Annotated in this window: 21 protein-coding genes and 1 tRNA gene; 8 read left to right on the forward strand and 14 right to left on the reverse strand. The window is 62.1% G+C overall.

The window, feature by feature from the left end; translation table 11 throughout:
- Window positions 1-50: 50 nt before the first annotated feature.
- Window positions 51-2,735, reverse strand: coding sequence for a M1 family metallopeptidase (locus ACZ6WW_RS07080; protein ID WP_465273587.1), 2,685 nt, complete (start codon window positions 2,733-2,735; stop codon window positions 51-53).
- A 347-nt stretch (window positions 2,736-3,082) separates the two neighbouring features.
- Between ACZ6WW_RS07080 and oxyR the strand changes: the two genes are divergently transcribed.
- On the forward strand, window positions 3,083-4,024 hold the full coding sequence (gene oxyR, locus ACZ6WW_RS07085) for a DNA-binding transcriptional regulator OxyR (protein ID WP_465273588.1): 942 nt from the start codon (window positions 3,083-3,085) through the stop codon (window positions 4,022-4,024).
- Window positions 4,025-4,257: 233 nt separating this feature from the next.
- Here oxyR and ACZ6WW_RS07090 read toward each other — a convergent pair whose 3' ends face one another.
- From ACZ6WW_RS07090 to ACZ6WW_RS07110, 5 genes are all read right to left on the reverse strand, one after another.
- Window positions 4,258-6,612: a Tle-like phospholipase domain-containing protein gene (locus tag ACZ6WW_RS07090; RefSeq protein ID WP_465273589.1), complete on the reverse strand. Its 2,355-nt coding sequence runs from the start codon at window positions 6,610-6,612 to the stop codon at window positions 4,258-4,260.
- Between the two features lie 25 nt (window positions 6,613-6,637).
- Window positions 6,638-7,540: an ankyrin repeat domain-containing protein gene (locus ACZ6WW_RS07095; protein ID WP_465273590.1), complete on the reverse strand. Its 903-nt coding sequence runs from the start codon at window positions 7,538-7,540 to the stop codon at window positions 6,638-6,640.
- A 166-nt stretch (window positions 7,541-7,706) separates the two neighbouring features.
- On the reverse strand, window positions 7,707-8,360 hold the full coding sequence (gene msrA, locus ACZ6WW_RS07100) for a peptide-methionine (S)-S-oxide reductase MsrA (protein WP_465273591.1): 654 nt from the start codon (window positions 8,358-8,360) through the stop codon (window positions 7,707-7,709).
- 60 nt (window positions 8,361-8,420) lie between these two features.
- Window positions 8,421-8,951, reverse strand: coding sequence for an adenine phosphoribosyltransferase (locus ACZ6WW_RS07105; protein ID WP_465273592.1), 531 nt, complete (start codon window positions 8,949-8,951; stop codon window positions 8,421-8,423).
- A gap of 47 nt (window positions 8,952-8,998) precedes the next feature.
- Window positions 8,999-9,283: a putative signal transducing protein gene (locus tag ACZ6WW_RS07110; RefSeq protein ID WP_465273593.1), complete on the reverse strand. Its 285-nt coding sequence runs from the start codon at window positions 9,281-9,283 to the stop codon at window positions 8,999-9,001.
- A 135-nt stretch (window positions 9,284-9,418) separates the two neighbouring features.
- On the opposite strand from ACZ6WW_RS07110, the gene ACZ6WW_RS07115 reads away from it, so the two are divergent.
- The 7 genes from ACZ6WW_RS07115 to ACZ6WW_RS07145 all read left to right on the forward strand — a co-directional run bounded on the left by ACZ6WW_RS07115 (window position 9,419) and on the right by ACZ6WW_RS07145 (window position 18,308).
- Window positions 9,419-11,191: a glutamine--tRNA ligase/YqeY domain fusion protein gene (locus tag ACZ6WW_RS07115; protein WP_465273594.1), complete on the forward strand. Its 1,773-nt coding sequence runs from the start codon at window positions 9,419-9,421 to the stop codon at window positions 11,189-11,191.
- Window positions 11,192-11,196: 5 nt separating this feature from the next.
- Window positions 11,197-11,754, forward strand: coding sequence for a nucleoside deaminase (locus tag ACZ6WW_RS07120; protein WP_465273595.1), 558 nt, complete (start codon window positions 11,197-11,199; stop codon window positions 11,752-11,754).
- Window positions 11,751-12,473: a TVP38/TMEM64 family protein gene (locus ACZ6WW_RS07125; protein WP_281850182.1), complete on the forward strand. Its 723-nt coding sequence runs from the start codon at window positions 11,751-11,753 to the stop codon at window positions 12,471-12,473. Before ACZ6WW_RS07120 ends, ACZ6WW_RS07125 begins: the two co-directional genes overlap by 4 nt.
- 149 nt (window positions 12,474-12,622) lie before the next feature.
- Complete coding sequence (locus ACZ6WW_RS07130; RefSeq protein ID WP_465273596.1) at window positions 12,623-14,524, forward strand: ATP-binding response regulator; 1,902 nt, start codon at window positions 12,623-12,625, stop codon at window positions 14,522-14,524.
- Window positions 14,525-14,725: 201 nt separating this feature from the next.
- Complete coding sequence (locus ACZ6WW_RS07135; protein ID WP_281850185.1) at window positions 14,726-15,388, forward strand: LuxR C-terminal-related transcriptional regulator; 663 nt, start codon at window positions 14,726-14,728, stop codon at window positions 15,386-15,388.
- 114 nt (window positions 15,389-15,502) lie between these two features.
- Window positions 15,503-16,576, forward strand: a complete 1,074-nt coding sequence (gene phnD, locus ACZ6WW_RS07140; RefSeq protein WP_465273597.1) for a phosphate/phosphite/phosphonate ABC transporter substrate-binding protein — start codon at window positions 15,503-15,505, stop codon at window positions 16,574-16,576.
- 289 nt (window positions 16,577-16,865) lie between these two features.
- Window positions 16,866-18,308, forward strand: coding sequence for a sensor histidine kinase (locus ACZ6WW_RS07145; protein ID WP_465273598.1), 1,443 nt, complete (start codon window positions 16,866-16,868; stop codon window positions 18,306-18,308).
- Between the two features lie 135 nt (window positions 18,309-18,443).
- Here the strand turns inward: ACZ6WW_RS07145 and ACZ6WW_RS07150 are convergent, their stop codons facing one another.
- From ACZ6WW_RS07150 to tolB, 8 genes are all read right to left on the reverse strand, one after another.
- Window positions 18,444-19,271 (reverse strand): alpha/beta fold hydrolase, encoded by an 828-nt coding sequence (locus ACZ6WW_RS07150; RefSeq protein ID WP_465273599.1) that lies wholly within the window; start codon window positions 19,269-19,271, stop codon window positions 18,444-18,446.
- A gap of 32 nt (window positions 19,272-19,303) precedes the next feature.
- Window positions 19,304-20,050 carry a carboxymuconolactone decarboxylase family protein gene (locus ACZ6WW_RS07155; RefSeq protein ID WP_465273600.1) on the reverse strand — a complete coding sequence of 249 codons (747 nt, stop codon included), beginning with the start codon at window positions 20,048-20,050 and terminating at the stop codon, window positions 19,304-19,306.
- 488 nt (window positions 20,051-20,538) lie between these two features.
- Window positions 20,539-20,614 (reverse strand) — tRNA-Lys (locus ACZ6WW_RS07160).
- A 68-nt stretch (window positions 20,615-20,682) separates the two neighbouring features.
- Window positions 20,683-21,378: a 7-cyano-7-deazaguanine synthase QueC gene (gene queC, locus ACZ6WW_RS07165; protein ID WP_465273601.1), complete on the reverse strand. Its 696-nt coding sequence runs from the start codon at window positions 21,376-21,378 to the stop codon at window positions 20,683-20,685.
- A gap of 136 nt (window positions 21,379-21,514) precedes the next feature.
- Window positions 21,515-22,207: a 7-carboxy-7-deazaguanine synthase QueE gene (gene queE, locus ACZ6WW_RS07170; protein WP_465273602.1), complete on the reverse strand. Its 693-nt coding sequence runs from the start codon at window positions 22,205-22,207 to the stop codon at window positions 21,515-21,517.
- A 9-nt stretch (window positions 22,208-22,216) separates the two neighbouring features.
- The gene (gene ybgF, locus ACZ6WW_RS07175; protein WP_465273603.1) at window positions 22,217-23,071 is read right to left on the reverse strand and encodes a tol-pal system protein YbgF; all 855 of its coding nucleotides are present in this window, start codon (window positions 23,069-23,071) and stop codon (window positions 22,217-22,219) included.
- Window positions 23,071-23,580 (reverse strand): peptidoglycan-associated lipoprotein Pal, encoded by a 510-nt coding sequence (gene pal, locus ACZ6WW_RS07180; RefSeq protein WP_465273604.1) that lies wholly within the window; start codon window positions 23,578-23,580, stop codon window positions 23,071-23,073. The genes ybgF and pal overlap by 1 nt, the downstream gene beginning before the upstream one ends.
- 257 nt (window positions 23,581-23,837) lie before the next feature.
- Window positions 23,838-25,154: a Tol-Pal system beta propeller repeat protein TolB gene (gene tolB / locus ACZ6WW_RS07185; RefSeq protein ID WP_465273605.1), complete on the reverse strand. Its 1,317-nt coding sequence runs from the start codon at window positions 25,152-25,154 to the stop codon at window positions 23,838-23,840.
- Between the last annotated feature and the right edge of the window lie 14 nt (window positions 25,155-25,168).

A 25,168-nucleotide genomic window follows, 5' to 3' on the forward strand; every position in this document is an offset into this window, starting at 1 on the left:
AACGCCGGGCGGTTCGCACCGCCCGGCGTCGTTTCGATCTACCCGGTCGATCAGCGCGTGATCGCGGCGGGATCCTGCTTGGCCTTGAGTGCGGCGCACAGCAGCGTGTTCTCACGCGTCTGGGCGAGACCGCGCTCGGCACCGGTTACGTCTTTCAGACGCGGCTTGAAGAACGCCTCCAGGCGATCAGCCTCGGCCTGCGAGCAACCGCCACCACCCATCATGCTGGGCAGACGGCCACCAGCAAAGCTGCCGGTACGGGCGATGATCTTGTCGTAGTTGGCCACCGACCAGTTCCAGATCGCGTCGCGACTGGTCTGGGTGTCGCGATTGCCACGCAGGATGGCGGCCATCTCGCCGACCTTGACGTCCTTGCCAAGCGCAAAGTTACGTGCACGCTCGGCATCGGCCGGATCCTTGACCGACGCAATGCCTTGCAGCATGGCATTGCGCGAGGCCGGGTCGCTGGTCTTGGGCAACTGCGCGATCAGCTCGTCGAGCGCCGGCTTGCCGCGCTCCTGCACCGCCACGCCCAGCGCGCTGCCAAGCAGATCCGGATCGGCGGCGGCCAGGTCGAGACTGCCATCGGCCTTGGTCTTGAGCGCTGCATCGCCCTGCTTGAGCAGCTCGGCACGGACCTCGGGAATCGAGTAATCCAGCGCCAGGCTTTCGGCCAGGGCACTACGCAGCAGCGAATCGCCGTCCGGCTCGCCGGCCTTGCGCTTGTAGCCGAGCTGCTGCAGACGCGGCAGATAAGCCGCCTTGACCCAGCTCTGCACGTGGGCGCGCTGTGCATCGGTGACCGCTTCGTTTTCGTAAATCCAGTCGATTTCAGTCAACGGCGCGGTAACTACTTCGCGCGTCTTGGAAGCCGTCAGCGGCTTGAGTGCAGCCAATACATCATGGGCATCGAGATCGCCGTGACGGAAACCCGAACCGATCGCATCGGCATAGGCGAGCTGTTCGGCATCGTCGAGCTTGCCGATCTGCTTGCCGAGCGCGCCAAGGTCGGCCTTGTCCATGCCGAAACGGTAGTAGCCCGAGCCGTTCGCGTTCGGCATCACCCAGGTGTTCTTGGCGGCGTCGGCAAGGACCATCGAGCCGTCCTTCTGGCTCAGCAGTTCACAGGCCACCTTGCTGCCGCTCGTCGCACCGTAGCGCACGCATACCGGCACGCCCCACACGCGATTGGCATCGCCGGCGCTGCCGACTGGCAGGTAGCGGCTCTGGGTCAGATGCAACACGGTCTTGCCGCCTTCCTGGGTCAGCTTGGTCTGCACGTACGGCACACCGGACTGATTGAGGAAGCTGCGGAACGCGGCCTTGAAGTCATCGCCCTTGTCAGCCGCCTTGGCGATCGAATCGATCAGATCGTCGGCGGTCGCGTTGCCGAACTTGTGCTCCTGGATGTAGGCACGCATGCCCTTCTGGAACACCGGCTCGGTGACGTAGCCCTCGAACATGCCGAGCACACTGGCGCCCTTCTGATAGGTGATGCCGTCGAACGCGGTTTCGATGTCGCCGTTGCCGGTGATCTCCTGACGGATCTTGCGCGCGGTCACCAGGCTGTCGTTGTTCATCGCGCCTTGTGCACCCCGCACGCGGTCGAGATCGGCGCGGTATTCCGGGTGCACCTTCTGCGTCACCTTCTGCTGCATCCAGGTGGCAAAGGCTTCGTTGAGCCACAGGTCGTCCCACCAGCCCATGGTCACGGTGTCGCCGGTCCACTGGTGCGCCAGCTCATGCGCGGTAACGTTGAACGAACCGCGCACGTAGTTGGCCGGGGAGTCCTTGTCGAGCAGCAGCAGCCAGTCGCGGAACGTCACCAAACCCGGGTTTTCCATTGCGCCGGCGGAGAAGTCGGGTGCGGCGAGCAGGTCGAGCTTGTCCCACGGATAGCCGAAGCCGTAGTAGTTCTCCAGCGTGTGGATAATCGACGGCGTCTCGCCCAGCACATGCTGCATGCGATGGCCTTCACCCTTGGCGGCGATACCGCGCAGCTCGGTGCTGTGATTACGGAATTCCGTCGCCGAGATATCCGGGCCTTTGACCACATCCCACGGGCCGACACCAAAGGCAACCAGATAGGTCGGCAGCGGCTCGGTCTGCGAGAAGCTCAGCTTCTTCCAGCCGTCGCCGGCCGGTTCTTCCTTCACCTGCTTGGTGTTGGCGATGCCGACTTCGTCATTGGGAATGGTCAGGGTCAGATCGAACGGCGTCTTGAAGGACGGTTCGTCGAAACCGGGGAACGCATAGCGCGCGCTGATCGGCTCCATCTGCGTCATCGCATAGGGCTGGCCCTCGTGGCTTACCTTGTACAAACCCTGCAGCTGCTGGTTGAGCGGCGCGGTGTACTCGATCGCCACACTCAGTTCCTGCGGCTTCAAGCTGCTGCCGAAATCGATCTTCGCTACGCCTTCATCCGGCGCGACCTCGACATATTTGGCGTTGTGCTTCTTGCCGGCGGCATCGGTCACGACGACCTTGGAGACCTTCAATTCGCGGCCATGCAGCCAGATGTGATCGGACGCCTGGGTGAGCTTGAGCTTGATCGTGGTGCTGCCGGAAAAATCCTGCTGACGCGGATCCACCTTGAAGCTCAGCTGGTACGACTCGGGCATCGCCCAGCGCGGCAGCTTGCCGTGCGGCTGATCGTTGGCAGCGGAAGCTGCAAGCGCGGTGCCGCAACAGGCGGCGAGCGCGGTAAGCACGAGCGGACGTACGAACTGACGCATGGCTGGGGATTCCCTAGGGGTGAAAACGAGCCGCCACGCTAGGAGCAGCATGACTTCGGACACAGTGCCATAAGGCATGGGCCTGGTTCGACACGAAAAAGGCTTGCGCGGGAACCCACTGAACTTCGGGCAAAAAAAAACCGATAGCGCCACAAAGGGTCGCTATCGGTTTGGAGTTGGCGCGCACCTGGCGGGGGGAGGGGATGGCGCGCGCCGTGCGGGAGAGCGGTTGATTGCCAACCTGGCTGCGTCCCGACAAAACGAAAGATACGCGCCCGACATTCATTGCTCAAATTGATTGTTAGTATCATAATGATAGACATACCCTATCGAGCTTTACGCAGCCCATGAACCTTCGCGACCTGCACTATCTCGTAGCACTGGCCGAGCATCGGCATTTCGGTCGCGCGGCGGAAGCGAGCTTCGTGAGCCAACCCACGCTGTCCACGCAGATCAAGAAACTGGAAGACGAACTGGGCGTCGCACTGGTCGAACGTACGCCGCGCAAAGTGCTGCTGACGGAAACCGGAAGGGAGATCGCCCGTCGCGCACGCGGCGTGATTTCGGAGATCGACGAGATCAAGGCCATCGCGCAACGCACGCGCGACCCGGAGTCGGGCTCGTTGCGCCTGGGCGTGTTCCCCACGCTTGGTCCGTATCTGCTGCCGCACCTGGTGCCGCTGGTGCGCACGCGTTTTCCGCGCCTGGAACTGCTGCTGATCGAAGAGAAAACCGAGCACGTCATCCGCATGCTGCGCGAAGGCTCGCTCGACGCCGGCGTGCTCGCCCTGCCGGTGCACGAAGACAGTCTGCATAGCGAATTTCTATTCGAAGAGCCTTTCGTATTGGCGGTGCCGGAGGCGCATCCGTTGGCACAGAAAAAGAGTCGCCTGAAACTCAGCGACCTGGAAGACGAAAACCTGCTGCTGCTCGAAGACGGGCACTGCCTGCGCGACCAGGCGCTGGAAGTCTGTCAGTTGGCCGGTGCGGGTGAAAAAACCGGCTTTCGCGCGACCAGTCTGGAAACGCTACGACAGATGGTTGCAGCCAATGTCGGCATTACCTTGCTGCCCACGCTGGCGATCAAACCGCCGATGGCGCGCACCGACAACGTGCATCTGCTGGAATTTTCCGGGCACGCGCCGAGTCGCCGCCTTGCGCTGGTCTGGCGCAAGAGTTCGTCGATGACGACGTTCCTCAAGCGCTTTACCGACGTGATCAAGAGCCTTCCGGCGGAGTTGATGCAGCCGCATATCGAGGGTGGACGTGCGACGCGTGTGCAGGTCTGAGTGACGCGGGTAAAACTCGAATAACCTCGGTTCTCCAACCCGTCATCCCGGCGAAGGCCGGAGGAGCTTTACAACAGCGAAGCTGGTCATCCAGCGGCTTCGGTTTCCGATTTTTGCGGTAGAGCAAATGCTGGATCGCTCTCGCGACAACCCACCACAAAGTCACTGGATCCCGGCCTTCGCCGGGATGACGGATAGGAAGTTATTCGAGACCCAAACCGGCAGCATTCATCTCAGCGACCACCCATGCTAATCGCCGACTGTTGCGGATTGGCCTGCTGCTGTTGCTGCGTCTGCGTCTGCGTTTGAGCCTGAGTCTGCGTCTGTTGCTGCGCCGCTTGCTGCCACTGCGCCGTGCTGTGAGCGAGCGGTTGGTTCACCGCCTGTGCGGTCTCGACATGCGCATCGCGCGAGAGCGCATTAGGGATCACGTGCTCCACAGCAAATGCCTTTGCGCCGTTGTCGCTTAGTGCGACCGCATCGATCCGGTTGAGACCACCGGCCTTCGCTGCCGCCGTCAGCGCGCCGGCAAGATTGTCGCTGTGCTGGTCCGATGTCCGCCCCATCTGCGCGTCGACTTTATGCACGCCGTCGCGCGCCTGCTTATACATTGCATGACCCGCGTGCGCAGGATCGTCCAGGCGGGGCGCTTCCTGGTTCTGAGCCTTTGGCGGAGCACTGCGCTGCAACGTCTGACGCGCCTCGCGTTCAACGTTCTCGATGCGGCTCTCCATGCTCGGCAGCACGGTCGTCATGCCATGGCGATCCAGCGCTTCCTGTCCTGCCGCTTTACCGTTCGCTACGGCGACCGCCGCACCCACGAGGCGCGGATAGTTGGAAGGCCTGAACTCATAGGCAGCCGCCACGCCCAGACCGGCCGCGCCACCCACGGCAGTGCCGACTGCCGGCGCCTTGCCGGCCACGCTCTGCACCGCATTTCCTGTCGCATCCAGCCCACTGCCCGCCAGTTTGCCGGCACCGGCAATCGCGTCGTGCTGCAGATTGCCCACGCGCGTAGCGACCTGATCGGTGGCGGCCTGCACGGAGCGGGTAGCACCGCGAATGGTTGCGGCGTCGGCATGCGCATCACGACGCGCATCGGCGGCCAGGCCCTGCCCGGCGCGATGAACCGTATCGCCAACCTGATCCAGTTGCTTGGCCTGATTGTCCACCCACTTCTGCGCGCCATCGGGCAAGACGCTGCCGACCTTGCGCAAGGCATCGGCTTCCAGCGATGCCGTGAACTGTCCAAGGCTCCCCAGACCCTCGGTGACGCGTGCGCTCGTCTCACCTATGGCTACACGGCCATGAGCCGCCGCCGCACCCACGAGATGCTCGGCTCCCTGCGTCACCTGGCTGCCCGCCTGAGTAACCGAGCGCGCTGCCTGGCCACCCATTTCGGTGACATTCCGCACACCATCGCCGGTGGCATGCAATGCCTGATTTGTCATCTTGCCTCCGGCAGCGACGACCTCGCCCGCCTGATGCCCCATCTGCGCACCCTTGGCCACCGCACCGGCCGTCTCGAGCAGCGGCGTCGCCAGATAAGTCACTTCGGGCAACGACATCTGGTTCTTTCGGGCGATCAACACCGAGCCATCGGGGCCGGCTGGCATCATCGGCGCCAACAGAGGCTGCTGCTGACCTGCCGCAAGCGGAAGCTCGCGCAGCATCTTGTTGGTGTCGCCCGTTGCCACCTTGTCGATGAATTCGTGCACGGTCTTCTGTGCCTCGGGCGGCATGTTCTTGTCCAGATCCTGTTTGAGCAGCTCCCGGGCCTGTGGGACCTGATTCAACAGCTGGCTGCCTTCCTGCAGCACCGCGCCGAGTTCCTGCTTCTGCAGGTAATCCAGGCCATGGATGTTGCCCTGCACGCCGTTGTTGAGGAGCTCGCCTTGAACCTGGTACGAGATGACGCTTTTGTTCACATCATGAACGGTAGTGCCGGGATGCTGCTCGGCGAAACGCTTGGCCGTATCCGGATGCAGCCCAGCAGCATTCCAGGTTGTTGCATGATTGCCGGTGACAGCGGAGGCTGCCGCGGCCATACCGCCCGCCAGGCTATGACCGGTCAATTCGTACTTAAGGCCACGCTGCTGCAACTGCGTGGCTAAGCCCATGGCTCGATCGTAGTAGTCGGTTTCCATGCCGACCGACTGCGGGAAGTTATTCGCTAAGAAGTCTTCCTGGGTGGTGTCTCGCAATCCGTTGGGCGTCATTACGCTGTTGGCGGATCCTTTGAAAGCTACGACCGGCTCGTACCCAGCGCCAAGGACCTTTGGATCGGGCAAATATATCTCTGCTCGAAAACCAGATTTGTCGGGATGCAACAACTCCCCGACCTGGGCATCGCTCAGGTGCAGATTCGGAGCTAATTCGTGAAGTTTCTCGGGATGCTCGCTGGCGCGTATCCAACCCGGAGGAGGTTGCCCTTGCCCCATGGCCGACGCATAAACATCCGCCGCCAACAGTCCCATCTGGCGATCGTGATAAAGCTTCTGCAACTGAGCGCCTTCACGTTGCTGAGCGGTATCGCCGTGCTGGAGACGCTGTAGCAACGCCTGCTCTTGCTGCGGATCGCTAGCCATGTCATCACTCCTTGATCAACTGTCTTTAAAGTAAAGGAATATCTTTTTCGTCGGAGGGCAAACCGAAAGATTTACGCATGTCACGAAAATTGTCCGGCATCGGCGGCCGCCTGTAACCATGCTGCAGCAGCCACTGCTGACATTTACGTTGCCACGACGGGTCTTTTGGATTGCCGGGATGCCAAAAGATGGACTCGATGATCGGGAAAGCGTTGGGAGCCGGTGGCCACGAAGACCCGATTGGGCGCCCTTCCGTAGGGTCGGCGCCATGTTGCAACAACCAGTCAGCCGCCTCAAAATTTCCCTCGGCCGTATAGTCGGACAAGAGTGACCAACCTGTAGTCGGCGCATTGATGTTAGCGCCATGTTCCACTAGTAACTGCACATTTTTCCACTGGTTGTGCCAGATGAAAGCCTGGAACAACAAGGTTTCTCCATTTCCGTTAAGCGTATTGGGATCGCCGCCGTGGTCCAAGAGTAGTTGCAGATAGATCGGGTCGTCCTGCTTGGCAGCCCAAACCATGGCATTGTCATAATTGAAGTGGTCCGAAACACTTCCATCCTTGAATTTTTTAACCGTGTGCCCTGGTTTTCTTGCGTTCGGATTTGCACCATTTTCCAGCATCGCCCTCAGGCCGGCCGGCTTCAGCGTAAACACGGGCCACGCAATCAACGGCATGCCGCTGTCGTCGTCACTGAAAATGACATCCGGATTGACGTGCTCTTGCTTCATCAATCGCTGCACTTCGGCCACGTTCCCCTGTTCGGCAGCCAAGGCAAGCGCCTGTGCTTTGGGGTCTTTGAAAATGCTACCGAGCGAATACTTCGATTGTTGCGCCGACGCGCCCGATGCCGCTTGCGGCACATCGCAGCCCGCCACGGCAAGAGCCAGCAACAACCAGATAGTGGATAGAAGAAACCTGGGCATGCACGATCCTTCGGCAATCAGGCGCCGATGGTAGCGTGTCAGGGCTAACTTTTTGAGTCCAGGCTCACGCTGAATCGTTTAAAACATCGAATTGTAAAAAACGGGGCTCATCGAGAGCCCCGCTTTTCAATGAGCCGCGAATCAATGGGCCACGAATGGCCTCAGCTCAGGCCGCATCGAGCCCGATCGGACAAACCACGCCCGTGCCACCCAAACCGCAGTAACCATCCGGATGCTTGGACAGATATTGCTGGTGCTCGTCCTCGGCGAAATAGAACGGGCCGGCCATGGCGATTTCCGTCGTGATCGCGCCGTAACCTGCATGTGAGAGCTGCACTTGATACTCACGCTTGGATGCCTCGGCGGCATCGAGCTGTTCGGCACTCGATGCATAGATGGCCGAACGGTACTGCGTACCCGCGTCGTTGCCTTGACGCATGCCCTGGGTGGGATCGTGGCTTTCCCAGAACGTGCGCAACAAGCTGCCGACGTCGACGGTCTTGGGGTCGTATACGATCTGGACTACTTCCGTATGACCGGTCTCGCCCGAGCAGACTTCGCGATAGGTCGGATTGGGCGTGTAGCCGCCGGCATAACCGACAGACGTGCTGTAAACGCCAGGGATGCTCCAGAACTTCCGTTCCGCGCCCCAGAAGCAGCCCATGCCGACAACCAATACTTCGCTGCCGGGGAAAGCCTCAGGCAACAGCGAGCGTCCCGTGACGTGATGCGGGTGGGTGGGACGAATAGGTGTATCGCGCCCCGGCAGCGCATCCTGCGGTTGGGGCATGCGTTGTTTCCAGGCACCGATTCCAAGCATGGCGGCCTCCTAAAAGGTTCGGGGAAAGTAGCGGATATCTGGTACCGGTCGACGTGAAATTCAATAACGCAACAAGGCGTGCAGCGGCACGTCGTCCCGCCATCGCGTGCGTCCCTGCAACGCAGTCAGTTCGATCACCAGGGCAGCGCCGCAAACGGTACCGCCAAGCTTCTCGACCAGTGTCCGCGCAGCGGCCAGGGTGCCTCCGGTTGCCAGCACATCATCGACCAGTAATACCCTTTCGTTGGGACGTAGCGCATCGTTACGTGCCTGCAGGCGATCGACGCCGTATTCGAGCTGGTACTCCACCTCGACGACCGGCGGCGGCAGCTTGTTGGGCTTGCGCAAGGGCACGAAACCGGCGTGGAGCTTCTGCGCCAATGCCGCCCCGAAAATGAAACCACGCGACTCGATCCCGCAAACCGCCTGGATTTCGCTGCCTTGCCAGGGCTCGGCCATCGCGTCGATGCAGCGGGCAAAGCCGCCGGCGTCGGCCAGCAAGGGGGTGATATCGCGAAAGGTCACGCCGGGTTTGGGAAAATCCGGCACGGCGCGGATCAGGGATTCGATCGGAGAGATGGGCTTGTTCATGCCCCTGAGATTACATCCATGATCAATCCAGCCCCAGCCAACCGGGCTCAGCAGGCGCTGGCGAACGACCCATCCAGGTCCGCGTCCGGATCCATCGATGCCAGCACTTCGCGCGCCTCGGCAAGCTGCGACTGGACCTCGCGCACCACCCCTTCGGCGGCGGCCAGATTGTCTTCGGCCACCATGACCGCCACATAGTCCATGGCGGGGAGCTGGCCAACCGCGCCAGTCAGGTACTCGCCACTGATAAACGCCGGAATCTCGGCACGCTCGAGCGCATCCTTGACCAGGTGGGCGTCGATCAGGTTTTCGGCTCGATAGGCAATGCGCATGGCTGCAAGCTACCCGTCGCCACGGGCCGGAGCAAGCCCGCCGGCCACAAAGCAGGTTTTCGGCGGCGGATCGTCAAATCCGCCAGAACTAGTAGAATCATCCGTTTCCGCTACGCGTCCCGAGTTTTCACAGTGATGTCGACCGAATCTCCCCTGGCCAACCCGCCCGCCACCTCCGCCGCGCCCTCGGGCGAGGGTCAGCCGCGCGACTTCATTCGCCAGATCATTCGCGACGACCTGGCCAGCGGAAAGCATCACGCCATCCGGACGCGTTTTCCGCCCGAGCCCAATGGCTATTTGCATATCGGCCACGCCAAGGCGATCTGCCTGAACTTCGGTATCGCCGCCGAGTTCATCGGCTGGTGCAATCTGCGCCTGGACGACACCAATCCGGGCAAGGAAGACCCCGAGTTCGTCGAGGGCATCAAGGACGACGTGCGCTGGCTGGGCTACGAGTGGCACGACCTGCGCCATGCCTCGGATTATTTCGAGGTTTTCTATCGCGGCGCGCTCAAGCTGATCCAGGACGGCCAGGCCTATGTGGACGACCTCAACCCCGATGACATGCGCGCCTATCGCGGCACGCTGACCGAGCCGGGTCGCAACTCACCGTTTCGCGATCGCCCGGTGGAGGAGAACCTCGACCTGTTCCGTCGCATGCGCGCGGGCGAGTTCGCCGACAGCAGCAAGACGCTGCGCGCCAAGATCGACATGAGCTCGGGCAATATGAACATGCGCGACCCGGCGATCTACCGCATCCGCAAGGTCGAGCACCAGAACACCGGCAACGCGTGGCCGATCTACCCGATGTACGACTACGCGCACTGCCTGTCCGATGCACTGGAAGGCATTACGCATTCGCTGTGCACACTGGAGTTCGAGGATCACCGCCCGCTGTACGACTGGTTCGTCGACAAGGTCGACCTGGTCAATCATCCGGAGCTGTGGCAGCACCTGCACGATGCCGGGTTTCAGACCGAACCGGCCAAACCGCGCCAGATCGAATTCTCGCGCCTCAATCTGAGCTACTCCATCACCAGCAAGCGCAAGCTCGCGCAGTTGGTCAGCGAAAAGCTGGTCGACGGCTGGGACGATCCGCGCATGAATACGCTGCGCGGCCTGCGCCGCCGCGGCTTTACCCCGGCAGCGATTCGCCTGTTGATCGAGCGCCTGGGGATCAGCAAGCAGAACAGCGTGATCGATTACGCGATCTTCGAAAATTGCGTACGCGAAGATCTCGACGCGCACGCACCGCGCCGCATGGCCGTGCTCGATCCGCTCAAGCTCACCCTTACCAACCTGCCCGAAGACCACGAAGAGACGCTGCTGTTCTCCAATCACCCCAAAGACGAGAGCTTCGGCGCGCGCCAGGTGCCTTTTGCGCGCGAGTTGTGGATCGAGCGTGAGGATTTCGCCGAGGTGCCCCCCAAGGGTTTCCATCGTCTGAAGCCGGAGGGCGAAGTACGCCTGCGCGGCGTCGGCATCGTCAAGTGCGACGAGCTGGTCAAGGACGCGGACGGCAACGTGATCGAGCTGCGCTGCACGCTCGACCCGGAATCGCGCTCGGGCATGCCGGGCGCGGACCGCAAGGTCAAGGGTACGATCCATTGGGTGAGTGCGCGCCACGGCGTGGCCGCTGAAGTCCGCCTGTACGACCGCTTGTTCAACGTGTCCGCGCCCGATGACGAAAGCGACGGCAAGAGCTGGATCGAGCATATCAATCCGGATGCCAAGCGGCTCGTACGCGGCTGGGTCGAACCGGCCGCGGCGCAGGCGCTACCGGAGCAGCGCTTCCAGTTCGAACGCCTGGGTTACTTCGTCGCCGATCGCATCGACCATCGCACGGACGCACCGGTGTTCAATCGCGCTGTTACCCTGCGCGATACCTGGGCAAAACAGTCGGGTTGAAAACGATGCTACCGATCCAGGTACACCTGACCCTGCCGCCGTGGCTCGAAGAAGTGGCCGACGAAAAGCGTCGCTACCATAGCGACGAGGAACGCGTCGCGCTGGCGATCGAGCTGTCCCGGCGCAACATCGCGCATGGCACCGGCGGCCCCTTCGGCGCGGCCGTATTCGACGACCAAGGCCGCCTGATCGCGGCGGCGGCCAATCGCGTGGTGCCACAGAGCTGCTCGATCGCGCATGCGGAAATACTCGCCTACATGGCCGCCCAGCAGCGCCTGTCGACGCACCGGCTCAACGAGCAAGGCGGCCGCTACACGCTGGCGACCAGTTCTCAACCGTGCTGCCAATGCTTCGGCGCAACTGTATGGGCCGGTGTCGACGAACTGCTGATCGGTGCGCGTGCCGAAGACGTCGAGGAACTGACCGAATTCGACGAAGGCCCGTTGCCGGCCGATTGGATCGGCGAACTCGAACGGCGCGGCATTGCGGTGCGACGCGACATCCTGCGTGATGAGGCACGCGCTGTATTGGCCGAGTACGGCCAGACCGGACCGAAGTATTGAGTCGCCTGCGCGCCGCGCTGCCGCTGATCCTGCTGGTGCTGGCCGGCATTGTGTTGTTCGGCTCGGGCATCCTGGACCGGCTGCACCCGGAGCAACTGGTCGCCCATCAACAACAGCTGCGCAGCGACATCGCTGCCGCTCCCTGGCTTAGCCGCATTGTCTATATCGGGCTGCTGACCCTGGCAATGTCCACCGGCATCCCCGGCACCATCATCGTGATCTTTGCAGGCGGCTTTGCGTTCGGCGTGGTCGAGGGCACCTTGTACTCCTCGGTGGGCGTCACCCTGGGCTCGCTGATCCTTTTCCTTGCCAGCCGCTATGCGTTCGGCGCCGGAGCCAAGCATCCGCCCGCGATCGTGGAAAAACTGCAGCACGGATTCGCGCATCATCCGGTCAGCTACACGATGTTCCTGCGCTTCGTACCGGTCGTACCCTTTGGCCTGGTGACGATCAGCCTGGCCTGGCTGCGTTGTCCGCTATGGCTGTTTATCGGCGCCACCTTTCTGGGTGGCACGGTCATGCTGGTATTCGAGACCTCGGTGGGCGCGGGGCTTGGCACCGCATTGAGCCACAGCGCGAAGCTGGGCCCTGCCCTGCTATTGCGGCACGAAGTGCTATGGCCACTGGGTGGTATCGCGTTGCTGGCGCTACTCCCGCTGCTGGTAGAGCGCCTTACGCGCTCGCGCCGCCAACGCGCGCAGTTGCCCCCTGCAGAGTAAGCCCTCTGCGCAGCGAACGAATGGCGGACCATTCGTAAAGACTCACGCCATAGCCGTTCTATTACCGACGGCCACTATCCAAAAAACCACCCCTGCTCCCATGATTTCGCGCTAGTCTCGGCCCCAGAAGCCGACACGGGGAAACGGCAGTGAGCACAGGTCAGGACACCTGGATCGGTCGTCTATGGCGGCGCACGTCGCTGATGCAGCGGCTGGCGTTCGTTGCGCTCGTCCCGACCCTGGTCACGGCCGTGTTCCTGGTCACGATGCTCACCCGCCACCAGCTCGCGTCGCTGCGCAGCATGGCGCAAAGCACCGCTGACACGATCGCCATCCAGACCGCTTCCGTTTGCGCCGACCCGCTACGCCAGATGCAGCGACGGGAGCTGGCGCGGATCGCCCAATCGATCGCCGAACTGCCGCATGTCGCACATGTGCAGATTCGCGCAGCCGACGGCGAGATTGTTGCCGACGCCTTGGGGCGTGAAGACCGTGTACGCAATGAAACCCTCACCGTCGTGCGCACGGTTGTCGATGGTGCGCTACCGGATCATCCGGTAATCGGTTCGGTGCTGGTCGATGTCAGCCTCAACGAAGCCATTGCCGCGCAACGATCCAGCCTGCGCAACGCCCTGATCGCACTGGTGCTCAGCCTGCTCGTCGCGGGCATTCTGGGCTGGCAGGCGGCCCGCTGGATCAGTGCACCGCTGCGCCGGCTGGCTGCGGCGGTACATCAGCTGGGCCGCGGCGATCGGCGGGTGGAAGTCGAAGTGACCGACAGCACCGAGATCGGCGAACTGCAGCACGGCTTCAACAGCGCCGCCGCCGCCTTGTTCGACGTCCAACGCGGGATGGAACAGGAAATCGAGCACGCCACCCTGGAGCTGGCGCGCAAGAATGCCGCGCTCGAAGCTGCCAGCGTAGCCAAGGCACGCTTTCTGGCCGCCGCTTCGCATGATCTGCGCCAACCCCTGTATGCATTGACGCTGTTCTCGTCCTCGCTGGCCGTGGACGAACGCGATCCGGTACGCCTGGATCGCATTGCGCATATCCAGGAATGTGTCGAAGCGCTCGATCACCTGTTCAGCGAATTGCTCGATCTGTCGCGCCTGGAAACCGGAGCGATGCAGCTTGAGATCACCGAGTTTCCGCTCGATCACGTGTTCGAAGAGGTCAGCCGAAACTTCCGCCTGATTGCCGAGCAACACGAGCTGCGCCTGGTCATGCGCGCCACGCCATTGTGGGTGCGCACGGATCGCACGATGCTCGCGCGCATCCTCAACAACCTGGTCAGCAATGCCTTGCGCTATACCGGCCAGGGCGGCGTGCTTGTGGGAGCACGAAAGCAACTCGATGGCACGATACGTATCGACGTATGGGACACCGGTAGCGGCATTGCCGAGGAACACCAGGTGCGCGTTTTCGACGAGTTCTACCGCATCGACATGCACGGCCTGGGTGAGCACGATAGTGGACCGCGTCGCGGCCTCGGCCTTGGCCTGGCGACCGTGCAGCGCCTGGCCGAACTGCTGGACACCCAGGTCACGCTCAAGTCGCGGGTCAATCGCGGCAGCGTTTTCAGCTTTCAGTTGCCCAGCGCACCGGCGCATCAAACCTTTCATCCACTGATCGAAGAACACCTGCAGGATGTATCGGGCATGCGCGTGCTGGTCATCGACGACGAACCGGCGATTCTCTCCGGTATCCGCTATCTGCTGCGCAGTTGGGGTTGCGACGTCGTGGTCGCCGAAGACCGGACCCAGGCGCTGGAAGTCGCCGACACCTGGTCTACCCCGCCGGACCTGGTGATTTCCGACCTGCGCCTGCGCGAGGGAGAAAGCGGGCTGGACGTACTGGCCGCACTCGATCGCCACTACGGTCATGACACGCCAACGGCCTTTGCACGCCTGTTGATCACCGGTGAAACCCGCAGCGACCGGTTGCGCGAGATCATGGCGGCGAAGATTCCCGTGCTTTACAAACCCGTCTCGCCCGAGCAACTGCGCGAAGCAATGGCCATGTCGCGCACGCAGAGCCATTTGACAGCCTGATCGACGCGCATGCCCCATAACCCGGCTCCGCTGGCAAATTCGCAGCGACAAGTGGAACCGAACGTTTGGATTCCCTAGGCCAAATGGTCGATAGCTAGGCCATTTGCCCATGTTCATGCAGCTTGCTGACATCGTTCGGTAAGGCTATGTTGCGCGGGTGGCCGGACGGGTTGTTAACCGTGGCGGGCTGCGGGGGACGACATGCGGATACTGATTGCCGATGACCATCGACTGATTGTCGAAGGGGTCAAGCTCAAGCTAGCCGAGCTTGGGCCCGATACTGAGTTCTCGATCGCCAAGGACGTGAAGGAACTGCGCGAGGCTCTGCACAACGAACCCGCGCCCGCACTGGCGATCGTCGACCTGGCCATGCCGGGGTCGCACGGCCATGCCCATCTGGCCGAGACCATCGAAAGCCTGCCCGGCGTACCGGTGATCGTGCTGTCCGGGTCGGAAGACCCTTCGCTGATGAAAGACCTGCTCTCCATCGGCGTGCAAGGCTTTATTCCCAAGGCGTACTCTCCGGATGTGATGCTGTCGGCGGTGAGGCTGGTGCTCTCCGGCGGCGTCTATGTGCCGCCGATGATGCTGGACGAATCCGGCGAAGTGGCCCAGCCGCCACCGGTCGTCTCGCCGCAGAGTGATGCGGCCAGCCTGGAAGAGCGCCTGCGCCAGCTGCTGACCGACCGCCAGATCGACGTGCTTTGGCTGCTCTCGCAAGGCAAGCCGAACAAGGTGATCGCACGCGACCTGGGCATCAGCGAAGGCACCGTGAAGATTCACCTGGCGGCGATTTTCCGTGCCTTGAACGTGCGCAACCGGGTCGAGGCGGTGGTAGCGTCCCGTCGGTTGGCAGGACCCTAGCCTTTCGTTGCAAACGGTTTGTCACCCAAGTGGCGCCGCGGCGGCGTATGCTCCGTCGACGGCAGGAATGTATAGCCACGACAGCGCCCAAGGATTGCAGGGGAGTCGAACACGTTGCGCAACGAACGCATCAACGCAGGGGCTTATCCGGGCTCGCCCAGGGCGGCGTGGCTGGCCTGCCTGTTGCTCATCCTGCTATGCCTTTCCGTCGCGCCGGCCAGAGCCGCGGACAAGACGCCACAGCCCCTGACCTTCGGTGTGCTGCCCATGGGCGGCCCCTCCGAATCGCTGGAGGCGTGGCGGCCCATGCTCGACGACATGAGCCATGCCTTGCAGCGACCGATCCGCAGCGTATCGGTCAGCACCTATGAGGGCCTTGCCCAGGCACTGACCGAACAGCGCATCGACTACGCCTTCGTCTCCGGCCGGCTGGCCTTGCAGGCGGTGACGCAGGATCGCATGCAGGTTGTGGCCCAGTTGACCCGCGGCGACGGAACGCTCGGCTACTACTCCGTCCTGATCGTGGAGAAAGACTCCCCGATCCATAAACTCGACGACATCTTTTCCAAGCCGGGCCATTGGCGCTATGCGCGTGGCGAAGCCCTGTCGGTGTCGGGTTACCTGGTACCGGAGACACAGCTCTTTGCCAGCCGCAAGCTCGATTCGGATACGTTTTTTTCCAACGTCCTGATCGACAACCATCAGAACAACGCCTTGGCCGTGGTCAACGGCGAGGCCGATCTGGCGACCAACAACACCGCCGACCTCGAACGCTTCGCCAAACACTTTCCCGACCAGTACGCGCGCCTGCGCGTGATATGGAAATCGTCGCTGATTCCGCACGCCGTGATTATCGTGCGCACCGATCTGCCTGCCGATTTACGCGACCGCGTGACGCAATTCCTGATCAGCTACGGAAAGGGGCGCAATGCCCCACAAGAAGTGGCCAAGCTGCAGCTCATCCACGATATCAGCGGCTTCCGCCCCGCCGGCAACGATGTACTCACGGCATTTGCCGATATCGATTACACGCTGGACCAGCGACGCGCCCTGAGCGCGCAATGGGTCAACAGCGATGCGATGAAAGCGCGACTGCAGAAGATCGAAGCGGCGCACGAGCTGCTGATCAACCAGTTGAAGAGCAATCGCCCGCTGAATCTGGCCGCACATACCGACGGCACACCTTAAGCTATCCGACAGCCCTCCGTCGGCGGCAAAGAAACCGCCGCAGGCAACTTTCAGCACAAAAGAGCGACCTATGCCATTCGCCATAGGCCGCCGCAGAATAGTACGAACTGTGTATCGAATAGCCCTTCACACTTCTCTAGAGTGAAGCTTGGGCAAACGATTGCCCTGCCTCCGGCTTTCCTACTCGTACAGACTCCGATGCCATGCAGCGCTTCTTAAGACATCTCGCCAAGGCGTCGCGGGTCGGTATGGGCCGAACTATTCCACACAACCGCGAAAAGGCGGAATCATGAAGCGCTCGCCGGACGGACTGCTGCCGCGCTTGCTGATCGATGCCATTCTGCCCTGTGCCCTCGCCGCTCTGGTACTGACCGCAGCATTGACCGTGCAACGCGCCTCCCTGCTTGCCGAACGGCAACGCAGCGGCATCAGTCTGCAACTCGAACGCCTCAGCTCGGCGCTTGCCTGGGAAAGTGCGCCCCCGCAGCACATCCTGGATAACGGCTTACGCGACGGCGCATCTGAAAGCATCCGTTACCTCGAACTGCGACTCGCCGACGGTCGACTGTATGGCGCGGGTGAGAGCGACGCGCAGAGCTTGCAGATTTACGCACGCGCGCTGCCCACACCGCCGTTGCAGGCAGTGGCCACCATCACGATGCAGGTCGATCCCTGGCCATTGCGACGTGCGCAATGGTTGACCGGTGCCGGCGGCCTGCTGTGCGCCATCGGTATCGCCGTGCTGGCCTGGCTGGCCCGCTGGTCGTTGCGGCGACGTATCGTCGATCCGCTCGATCGTCTGCAGCATGCGCTGGACGACCTGCTGCCACGTCGCGACGAACGGGCCGCTGCCGAGCAGATGTCCGGCAACGAACTCGAACGCCTGCATGCATCATTGACCCGAATCGACAGTGCGCTGACTACGCAGCGCCGCGATCTGGTCGCCATCCGCCGTAGCAGCTCCCTGCAGGCGGTCCGTCAACAACGTGAGGCGCAGGCCCTGGCACGTAGCAAATCGCATTTTGTCGCACTGGTCGGCCATCACTTCCGCCAACCGCTGCAAGCCCTGCAACTGTTTGCCGCTTTCCTGCACCTGGGCAGCGACAAAGAACAACAATCGGTACTCGGGCAGATGCGCAACAGCATCGGTTCGATGACGCGCCTGCTCGACGCGCTGCTGGAAATCTCGCGGCTCGATGCCGGCGTGGTGAGCAGCAAGCCAGTGCCGTTCGCCGCCGCAGAACTGTTCATGCACGACCGCCAGAGCCTCAGCGAAACGGCCTCGAGACAGCACGTCATCCTCGTCTGGCGAGGCAGCCACCATCGCCTGCATGCCGACGCCGAACTCTGTGCCCGCCTGCTGCAACAGTTGGTCAACAACGCATTGGCAAACGCACCGAACGGCCGCGTCCTCGTCGCGGCACGTCGTCGTGGCGAAAACATCCGTATCGAGGTACGCGACAACGGCCCCGGCATTGCCGCCGCCGAGCACCAACGCATCTTCGAAGAATTCGTCCGCCTGGATGGCGACGAAGGTGACGCTCACGAAGGCTATGGCCTGGGCCTTTCCATCGCTGAACGCCTCGCGCAGATTCTGCAGACCCATATCGGCCTGCGCTCCGAACCGGGCCGCGGCAGCACCTTCTGGTTCGAGGTGCCCAGATCGACCGTCGCCGGGCACAATCATCAGGAGCATGAAGCCATGCCCGAGGCCTGGCGGCACGCGAGCTGATGACGGTACAAAAACGATCCATAGCTGCGTGACGCAGCACACGCCAAAACCTTGGTCTTTCACGGACCGCACTGGGGTGCGCACGGCGCCGCGATCGGCCGAGACGGTGATCAGGTTACCGTCTCGGCCAATCCGTCAGTCAAGGAAGTCGAGAGCCTGCTGAAGAAAAACGGCGTGATACTGGAAAATTCCGCCGTGGCTGGCATCCGGATAAATGCTGAGCTGCGCATTGGGGAGCCGGCGCGCCAACTCGAATGAATTGATCGTCGGCGCCATCACGTCATCGTCGCCGTTGGCAACGAGAACGGGATGATGGATTCCACTCAGCTTGGACGGGTCGCCTTGTCCCCAGGCATAAATGGCCGTCAGCTGAGCATGAATGCTTTCGTTGCTTATCGCGGCATCCCGATCTTCCGTGCGCATACCCAAGCGAGCGAGGAACGCATTGGCCGCGGCTTGACCATGGTCGGTTTGCGTGAAGAACAGGAAGTGCTTCGGATGTTTACCCGAGGCGGCGGCCTTTGCCACGCCATCTTGCAAGACCGCACCCATGTTCGAGATACCTTCACCACCCGCAGGACCGGATCCGGCGATGATGAGCTTACGAACGAGGTCAGGCTCCTCCTGCGCGATCACTTGAGCGATGAAGCCGCCCAACGAGAAGCCGAGCAGATCCACCTTGCTCAGGCCGAACGCGCGAATGAAGGCAATCGCATCGCGCGCCATCTCTTCGACCGACGTGGGTGTCGTGCCGCCGGACCGGCCCACGCCACGATTATCGAACGCAATAACGTGATGATTGGCTGCCAGGCCATTGACGACAGCCGGATCCCAGTCGTCGAGTACGGCTGTCAGATGGTGAAGAAGGATGATCGGCACACCTCCCTTGATGCCGGCTTCCCGGTAGGCAAACGGAGTTCCGTTTATGTCGATCGTTGTGGTTAAAGCATGTTCAATATTCACGGGTATGTTCCTTTCGATGGGGTTTTACGTTTTCAGAGTGCTCGCTGTTGGCATGGCGATGGCTCGCCCGCTGCTCTCACTGCGCCCGCCCAGCTCGCTGGCGGAAAATCAAGTGGAGTGCCGTTGACGCGATTGAAGAGGTTGGTGAAGGTGATGCTCGTGACGGCGAGCATCACCTCGACGAGCTGCGCATCGGTGTAACCGGCGCTGCGAATGTTTCCGAGTACGCCGGCGGGGACGGTGCCGCGAGTCTCGACAAGTGCCCGCGTGAAAGACGCCAGCGCATCGAGCCTGGCATCCCCGGTTGCTTGCCCGCGCCGCAGCGCCGATATCTCAGCGGCATCGAGACCTTGCATCTTCCCAATCATCGTGTGGGCGGCCAGGCAGTATTCGCAGTCGGCGACGTCGCTCACGACGAGCTTGACCGCCTCTACCTCACGACCGATCAAGCTGCTCTTCTTGAGTGCGGCATCGAGATTGAGCGCCGCTTCCAGTGCGTGCGGGCTATTGCTGCCGATACCCACATAGGCATTGGGCACCATGCCTACAGCGGCCTTGATCGCTGCGAAGATTTGGGCAGCATGGCCGGTCGATTCGGCGACAGGAACGAAATGAAGGTTGTTCATAAGGATTCTCCAGATCACATCAGGGATGTTTGGTTTCGCGAAGCACCGGTATGGCTGCCACCCTCTTTGTCGCCCTTGCCGTTTTCCCGCAGCCATTGCAGAAAATCCGAAAGTCGATGCATAGAGAGCAGAAATAGCGAGTGACAGCGGCATAATTGCTTCAAATAGCTGGCCCCGTGCCGACGGGGTGATGCAAATGTTAGGAGTCGAGGCAATGTCTGGCCATGTTGTCGAACCCTGATTTCATGCCCTGGAATCCGGGCATGCGTATCCTTGCGAAGCAGCTCCGCAATGGCGCTTGCCCATTGCAGCCGATCTGCTGCGTAACGGCGGAATGAAAGTTATCGGAGCGGCGTAGCGCGTTGGCCATGCCTTGGACACAGCGTCTCGCCGTGCATCCAGGGCGCATGTCGGTTACGCACCAAGTGAAGCGCCCAGCCAGCGGGAATGACTCAATAGCCTGCGCAAATCGAGCGCGATACTCTCGCCGACGTGGAGGCATCCCTGTCGAGCACCGCCAATCGAGTTGGCGGCGCTTGCAGCGTGGAAGCGGTCGGAATCGAGAAGCCCTGACGAAGCCAGGGCTAAATACAGGCGACCTGCAGGAAACTCGGAATGAGTTTAAGTCGCCGATTTCTTATTGGTGGGCCGTGATGGATTCGAACCATCGACCAACGGATTAAAAGTCCGCTGCTCTACCAACTGAGCTAACGGCCCGGAACGTAGTGAGCCCGCAATTTTATGGGCTATGCCGCTTTGGCACAAGCTCCAAGGCGGACCAGGGCTTAGACGTAGCGCGTCGGGTCGGGCAGCCCGGCATCGCGGAAGCCCTGGGCACGCAGCCGGCAAGCGTCGCAATGGCCGCAGGCGCGGCCCTGGGCGTCGGCCTTATAGCAACTGACGGTCTGGGCAAAGTCGATGCCCAGGCGTGCGCCTTCGCGCGCGATATCGGCCTTGCTCATCTTCATCAGCGGCGCATGGATGCGGATGCCGGCACCCTCGACGCCCGCCTTGGTCGCCACATTGGCGAGCTGCTCGAAGGCTTCGATAAAGGCGGGGCGGCAGTCGGGATAGCCGGAATAGTCCACCGCGTTGACGCCGCACCAGATATCGCTCGAACCGAGTACCTCGGCCCAACCCAGCGCGATCGACAGCATGATGGTGTTACGCGCCGGGACGTAGGTCACCGGAATCGTTGCGGCATCGGCCTGCTGATCGGTATCCAGCGGCACATCGATGTCGGCGGTAAGCGCCGAACCGCCGATCGAGCGCAGATCCACCGTCACCGTCTTGTGCGCCACCGCGCCCAACAGGCGCGACACGCGCTCGGAGGCTTCCAGCTCCGCGCTATGACGTTGCCCGTACGCCACGCTCAACGCATACACGTCGTAGCCCTGCTCGCGCGCGATGGCGATGGTGACAGCGGAGTCCATGCCGCCGGAAACGAGGATGACGGCTTTTTTGCGTTCGGATGTAGTCATGGTCTTGATCGTGAAGTCGGCCGCTGCGCGGCCTGTAAATAGTAAACAGTCAATGAGAAGAGCCTGCGGAATGGCAACGCTTTCCTGTTGACCATTTACCGTTTTCAGGCCGCGCAGCGGCCGGTCTTACCGCTCTTCAGTGTCCCGGCTCATCGTTCCAAAGCAGCTTATGCAGTTGCATCTGGAAACGTACCGGCAGTTTGTCTTCGATGATCCACTCGGCCAGTTCACGCGGCTGCACTGCGCCGTGTACCGGCGAGAACAGCACCATGCAGCGGCGCGCCAGGCCGAGCTCGGCGACTTTGCCGCGCGCCCATTCGTAATCGGCGCGACTGGCGATCACGATCTTGACCTGGTCGTGCGGCAGCAGGTGCTCGATATTCGACCAAAGATTGCGCGCGCTCTCGCCCGAATCGGGTGCCTTCAGGTCCATCACCTTGCGCACGCGTGGATCGACGCCCGACACATCCAGCGCACCCGAGGTTTCCAAGGAGACGTCGTAACCGGCATCGCAAAGGCGGGTCAGCAGGATCTGGCAGCGCTTCTGCGCCAACGGCTCGCCACCGGTGACGCAGACATGCTTCACTTCGTGCGAGGCGACCTCGACGAGAATGTCGTCGATGCCACGCCAATCACCGCCGTAGAACGAATATTCGGTGTCGCACCAGACACAGCGCAGCGGACAGCCGGTCAACCGAACGAAGACGGTGCGCCAACCGATGGCATCGGCTTCGCCTTGAACCGAATGAAAGATCTCGGTGATGCGCAGGCGTTCGGCCAGGGCCGGCGTCGACGTGGGCTGCTCCACGCTCGCATCATGCACGTTCACTGCGCGGCCTCAGTTGGCCGACTGCACTTGCAGCCGGCGCAGACGATCCTGGGCCAGGCCCGCGGCCTTGGAACCCGGATACTTCACAGGAACGGACTTGAGCGTGGCCTTGGCGGCATCGTTCTGCTTGAGTTCGATCTGGGTATAGGCCACTTTCAGCAGCCCATCGGGCGCTTTGTCGCTTTGCGGATAGCGCGAGACCAGCCGCTGGAAAGCTTCGAGCGCCACCGGGTAATTGGACGTGGCGTAATACGACTCGCCCAACCAGTAATAAGCGTTGGGGGCGAGATTACTGTCCGGATACTGCTGCAGGAAGTCGCGAAAACCGCGCGACGCCTTGACGTAGTCGCCGCCACGAATCGCGCCGAAGGCAGCGTCGTAAGCAGCTTGTGCACCTGCGGGGTTGGCGTTGCCGCCATTGCTGGATGCCGCAGCCGGCCGCGAGGCACTCACCTGCACGCCGCCCTGAGGCTTGCCGTTGTCGGCAGCTGGCGGCGTATCCGTTGCAGGCGGCGGGTTGTTGGCGGCGGCAGGACTGCCACCTTTTTCAAGACGGCCCAGTCGCGAATCGAGATCGACGTATTGCGCCTTGTTCTTGTCCTGGGCTTCCTGCACCTGGTGCTGAAGCTCCTCGATCTGGCCCTGCAACTGCTGCACCTGCTGCTGCAACTGCTGGACCTGGTTGACCATGCCGATACCGCCCTGGTCCTGGTTCTGCGCCTGCTGTTCGAGACGGGCGACACGGTCGGCCAGACTCAAACGGGAATCCTGTGCTTGTGCCGGCAAAGCAAAAAGCATGGCGGATGCTAACGCACCCGCCATGCCGAGCCTGGCCGTAAAGCTAGTAGCCAGTTGCTTGTTCATTACTTCGCCGTGTAGACGATCTCGACGCGACGGTTCTTGCCCCAGCAGTCTTCGTTGTGCTCACGGCACACCGGCTTTTCTTTGCCGTAGCTGATCACGTTGAGCTGGCTGGCCGAACCACCGGCAGCCTGCAGCGCGCTGGACACGGCGTTGCCGCGGCGCTCGCCGAGGCCGAGGTTGTACTCACGCGTGCCACGCTCGTCGGTGTTGCCTTCGAGACGGATGTTAGCCATCGGACGGTCCTGCAGGTACTTGGCGTGGCACGCCATGATCTGCTGGAATTCCGGCTTGATTTCGGTCTTGTCGAAATCGAAGTACACAACGCGCTGACGCAGGCATGCGTTGGTGTCCAGATCATCGGGACCAAACTTGCCCGATTCCGGCTGGCTCTGCGGCATGGTCTGGGCTTGGTCTTGCGTGGTCTGAGGCTTAACTTCCTGCTTCTTCTGGCAGGCGGCCGCGCCAACACAGAGCAGGGCGACCAGGGCGACGCGAACGGTCTTATTCATGGTGGACGTTCCTTCAAACGGGTTTGAGTTCCGACAGTCAATGACGATTGCGGTTACGGGACAGCGTATCGCCGGTGGACCGGCTGTTATTTTGACACTTTGTAGCCTGCGGTGCGCTGTCTTGCAGCCGCAGGCCTTACCAATGGCAGCGCGAGCCGCCATTGACAACCGTGAAAGCCTGGTCGCCCTCGCAGGCTTCACCCGGCTCACCCAAACCAGGACGCCTTACGGGCGTCCTGGCGAAATCCATCGGACCATCAACGCTGCCGATACGGTCCCCACGACGGCTCGCGCACGTCGCCATCGGATAGTACGAGGCGCTGGCGAACCTGCCCGTCGTTGGAGACGGCATACAGAACACCACGGCGTCCTTCGGTAGCGGCATACAGCAGCATGCTGGCATTGGGGGCGAAGCTCGGGGACTCGTCGATCGGTCCCGGCGAGATGGGTCGCACCTGCCCACCCAGACTGCGGTCCATAATGACAATACGATACACGTTCCCGTTGCCCTGCACCATCGCAAGCTGCTTGCCGTCATAACTTACCGAGGCATTGGCATTGTTCTGGCCCTGGAAACTGACCCGCTCCTGGTTACCGCCGGAGGCCGACATCTGGTAGATCTGCGGGCGGCCGGAGCGGTCCGAGGTGAAATAGATGCTCTGGCCGTCCGGCGACCATACCGGCTCGGTATCGATCGCAAGATTGTTGGTCAGGCGCGTTTCCGAGCGGCTGGCCACGTCGAGCACGAAGATTTCCGGGTTGCCCACATAGGACAGTGAGATGGCCAGCTTGCTGCCATCGGGCGACCAGGCCGGCGCACCGTTGATGCCCTTGGGATGGGCCGAAATCAGCTGGCGCGAACCGGTGGTGATGTCCTGCACGTAGATCGCCGAGTTGCCGCTTTCGAAGGAGACATAGGCGATCTTGCGGCCATCCGGCGACCATGACGGCGACAGCAGCGACTCGCGCGAGCGCGCAACAACCTGCGGATTGTAGCCATCCGAATCGGCCACGATCAGCGAATAGGTGGTGTTGTTGCCCAGGCCCACGGCGGTGATGTAGGCGATGCGCGTCCAGAACGCGCCGCGTACGCCGGTGATCTTTTCGTAGATCTGGTCGGCAATCTGGTGCGCGACGCCACGCAGGTCACCGGCCGGCGCGGTGAACGCCTGCGCCAGCAGGCTTTGCTGCTTGTTGACGTCCCACAGCTCGTATTCCACCCGCAGCATGCCGCCACCGGCGTCGCTGATGCGGCCGATGGTGATGAAGTCCTGCTTGAGCAGGCGCCAGGTGGCGAACTTGATGTCGGCCCCCTTGGACGGGAACTCGACGATCTCGCTCTTGGCCAGCGAGCGGAATTTGCCCGAGCGGTTGAAGTCGTTGCGGATGACGTCGGCAACGTCGGTCGGCAGGGGCGCCCCGCCCGCCTGGGCGAATGGCACGACCGCGATCGGCGTGGCGGTTTTCAGGCCACCGACGATATCGACGTTGAGCGACTGGGCTGCCGCGGGACCGGCGACAAGCGCGGCCACGACCAGCAGAAGGAGAGCAAAACGTGAGCTTAGTTTGCGCATAGGCTTGGATTATT

Source organism: Dyella sp. NPDC103356 (assembly GCF_055584465.1).

Bases quoted from the DNA above. Each gene is read 5' to 3' on its own strand.
- ACZ6WW_RS07145 (WP_465273598.1), top strand. From the start codon at position 16,866: ATGAAGCGCTCGCCGGACGGACTGCTGCCGCGCTTGCTGATCGATGCC.
- tolB (WP_465273605.1), bottom strand. From the start codon at position 25,154: ATGCGCAAACTAAGCTCACGTTTTGCTCTCCTTCTGCTGGTCGTGGCC.
- queC (WP_465273601.1), bottom strand. From the start codon at position 21,378: ATGACTACATCCGAACGCAAAAAAGCCGTCATCCTCGTTTCCGGCGGC.
- ACZ6WW_RS07115 (WP_465273594.1), top strand. From the start codon at position 9,419: ATGTCGACCGAATCTCCCCTGGCCAACCCGCCCGCCACCTCCGCCGCG.
- ACZ6WW_RS07110 (WP_465273593.1), bottom strand. From the start codon at position 9,283: ATGCGCATTGCCTATCGAGCCGAAAACCTGATCGACGCCCACCTGGTC.
- ybgF (WP_465273603.1), bottom strand. From the start codon at position 23,071: ATGAACAAGCAACTGGCTACTAGCTTTACGGCCAGGCTCGGCATGGCG.
- ACZ6WW_RS07080 (WP_465273587.1), bottom strand. From the start codon at position 2,735: ATGCGTCAGTTCGTACGTCCGCTCGTGCTTACCGCGCTCGCCGCCTGT.
- ACZ6WW_RS07105 (WP_465273592.1), bottom strand. From the start codon at position 8,951: ATGAACAAGCCCATCTCTCCGATCGAATCCCTGATCCGCGCCGTGCCG.
- ACZ6WW_RS07135 (WP_281850185.1), top strand. From the start codon at position 14,726: ATGCGGATACTGATTGCCGATGACCATCGACTGATTGTCGAAGGGGTC.
- oxyR (WP_465273588.1), top strand. From the start codon at position 3,083: ATGAACCTTCGCGACCTGCACTATCTCGTAGCACTGGCCGAGCATCGG.
- ACZ6WW_RS07090 (WP_465273589.1), bottom strand. From the start codon at position 6,612: ATGGCTAGCGATCCGCAGCAAGAGCAGGCGTTGCTACAGCGTCTCCAG.
- msrA (WP_465273591.1), bottom strand. From the start codon at position 8,360: ATGCTTGGAATCGGTGCCTGGAAACAACGCATGCCCCAACCGCAGGAT.
- ACZ6WW_RS07095 (WP_465273590.1), bottom strand. From the start codon at position 7,540: ATGCCCAGGTTTCTTCTATCCACTATCTGGTTGTTGCTGGCTCTTGCC.
- pal (WP_465273604.1), bottom strand. From the start codon at position 23,580: ATGAATAAGACCGTTCGCGTCGCCCTGGTCGCCCTGCTCTGTGTTGGC.
- ACZ6WW_RS07155 (WP_465273600.1), bottom strand. From the start codon at position 20,050: ATGCCGCTGTCACTCGCTATTTCTGCTCTCTATGCATCGACTTTCGGA.
- ACZ6WW_RS07120 (WP_465273595.1), top strand. From the start codon at position 11,197: ATGCTACCGATCCAGGTACACCTGACCCTGCCGCCGTGGCTCGAAGAA.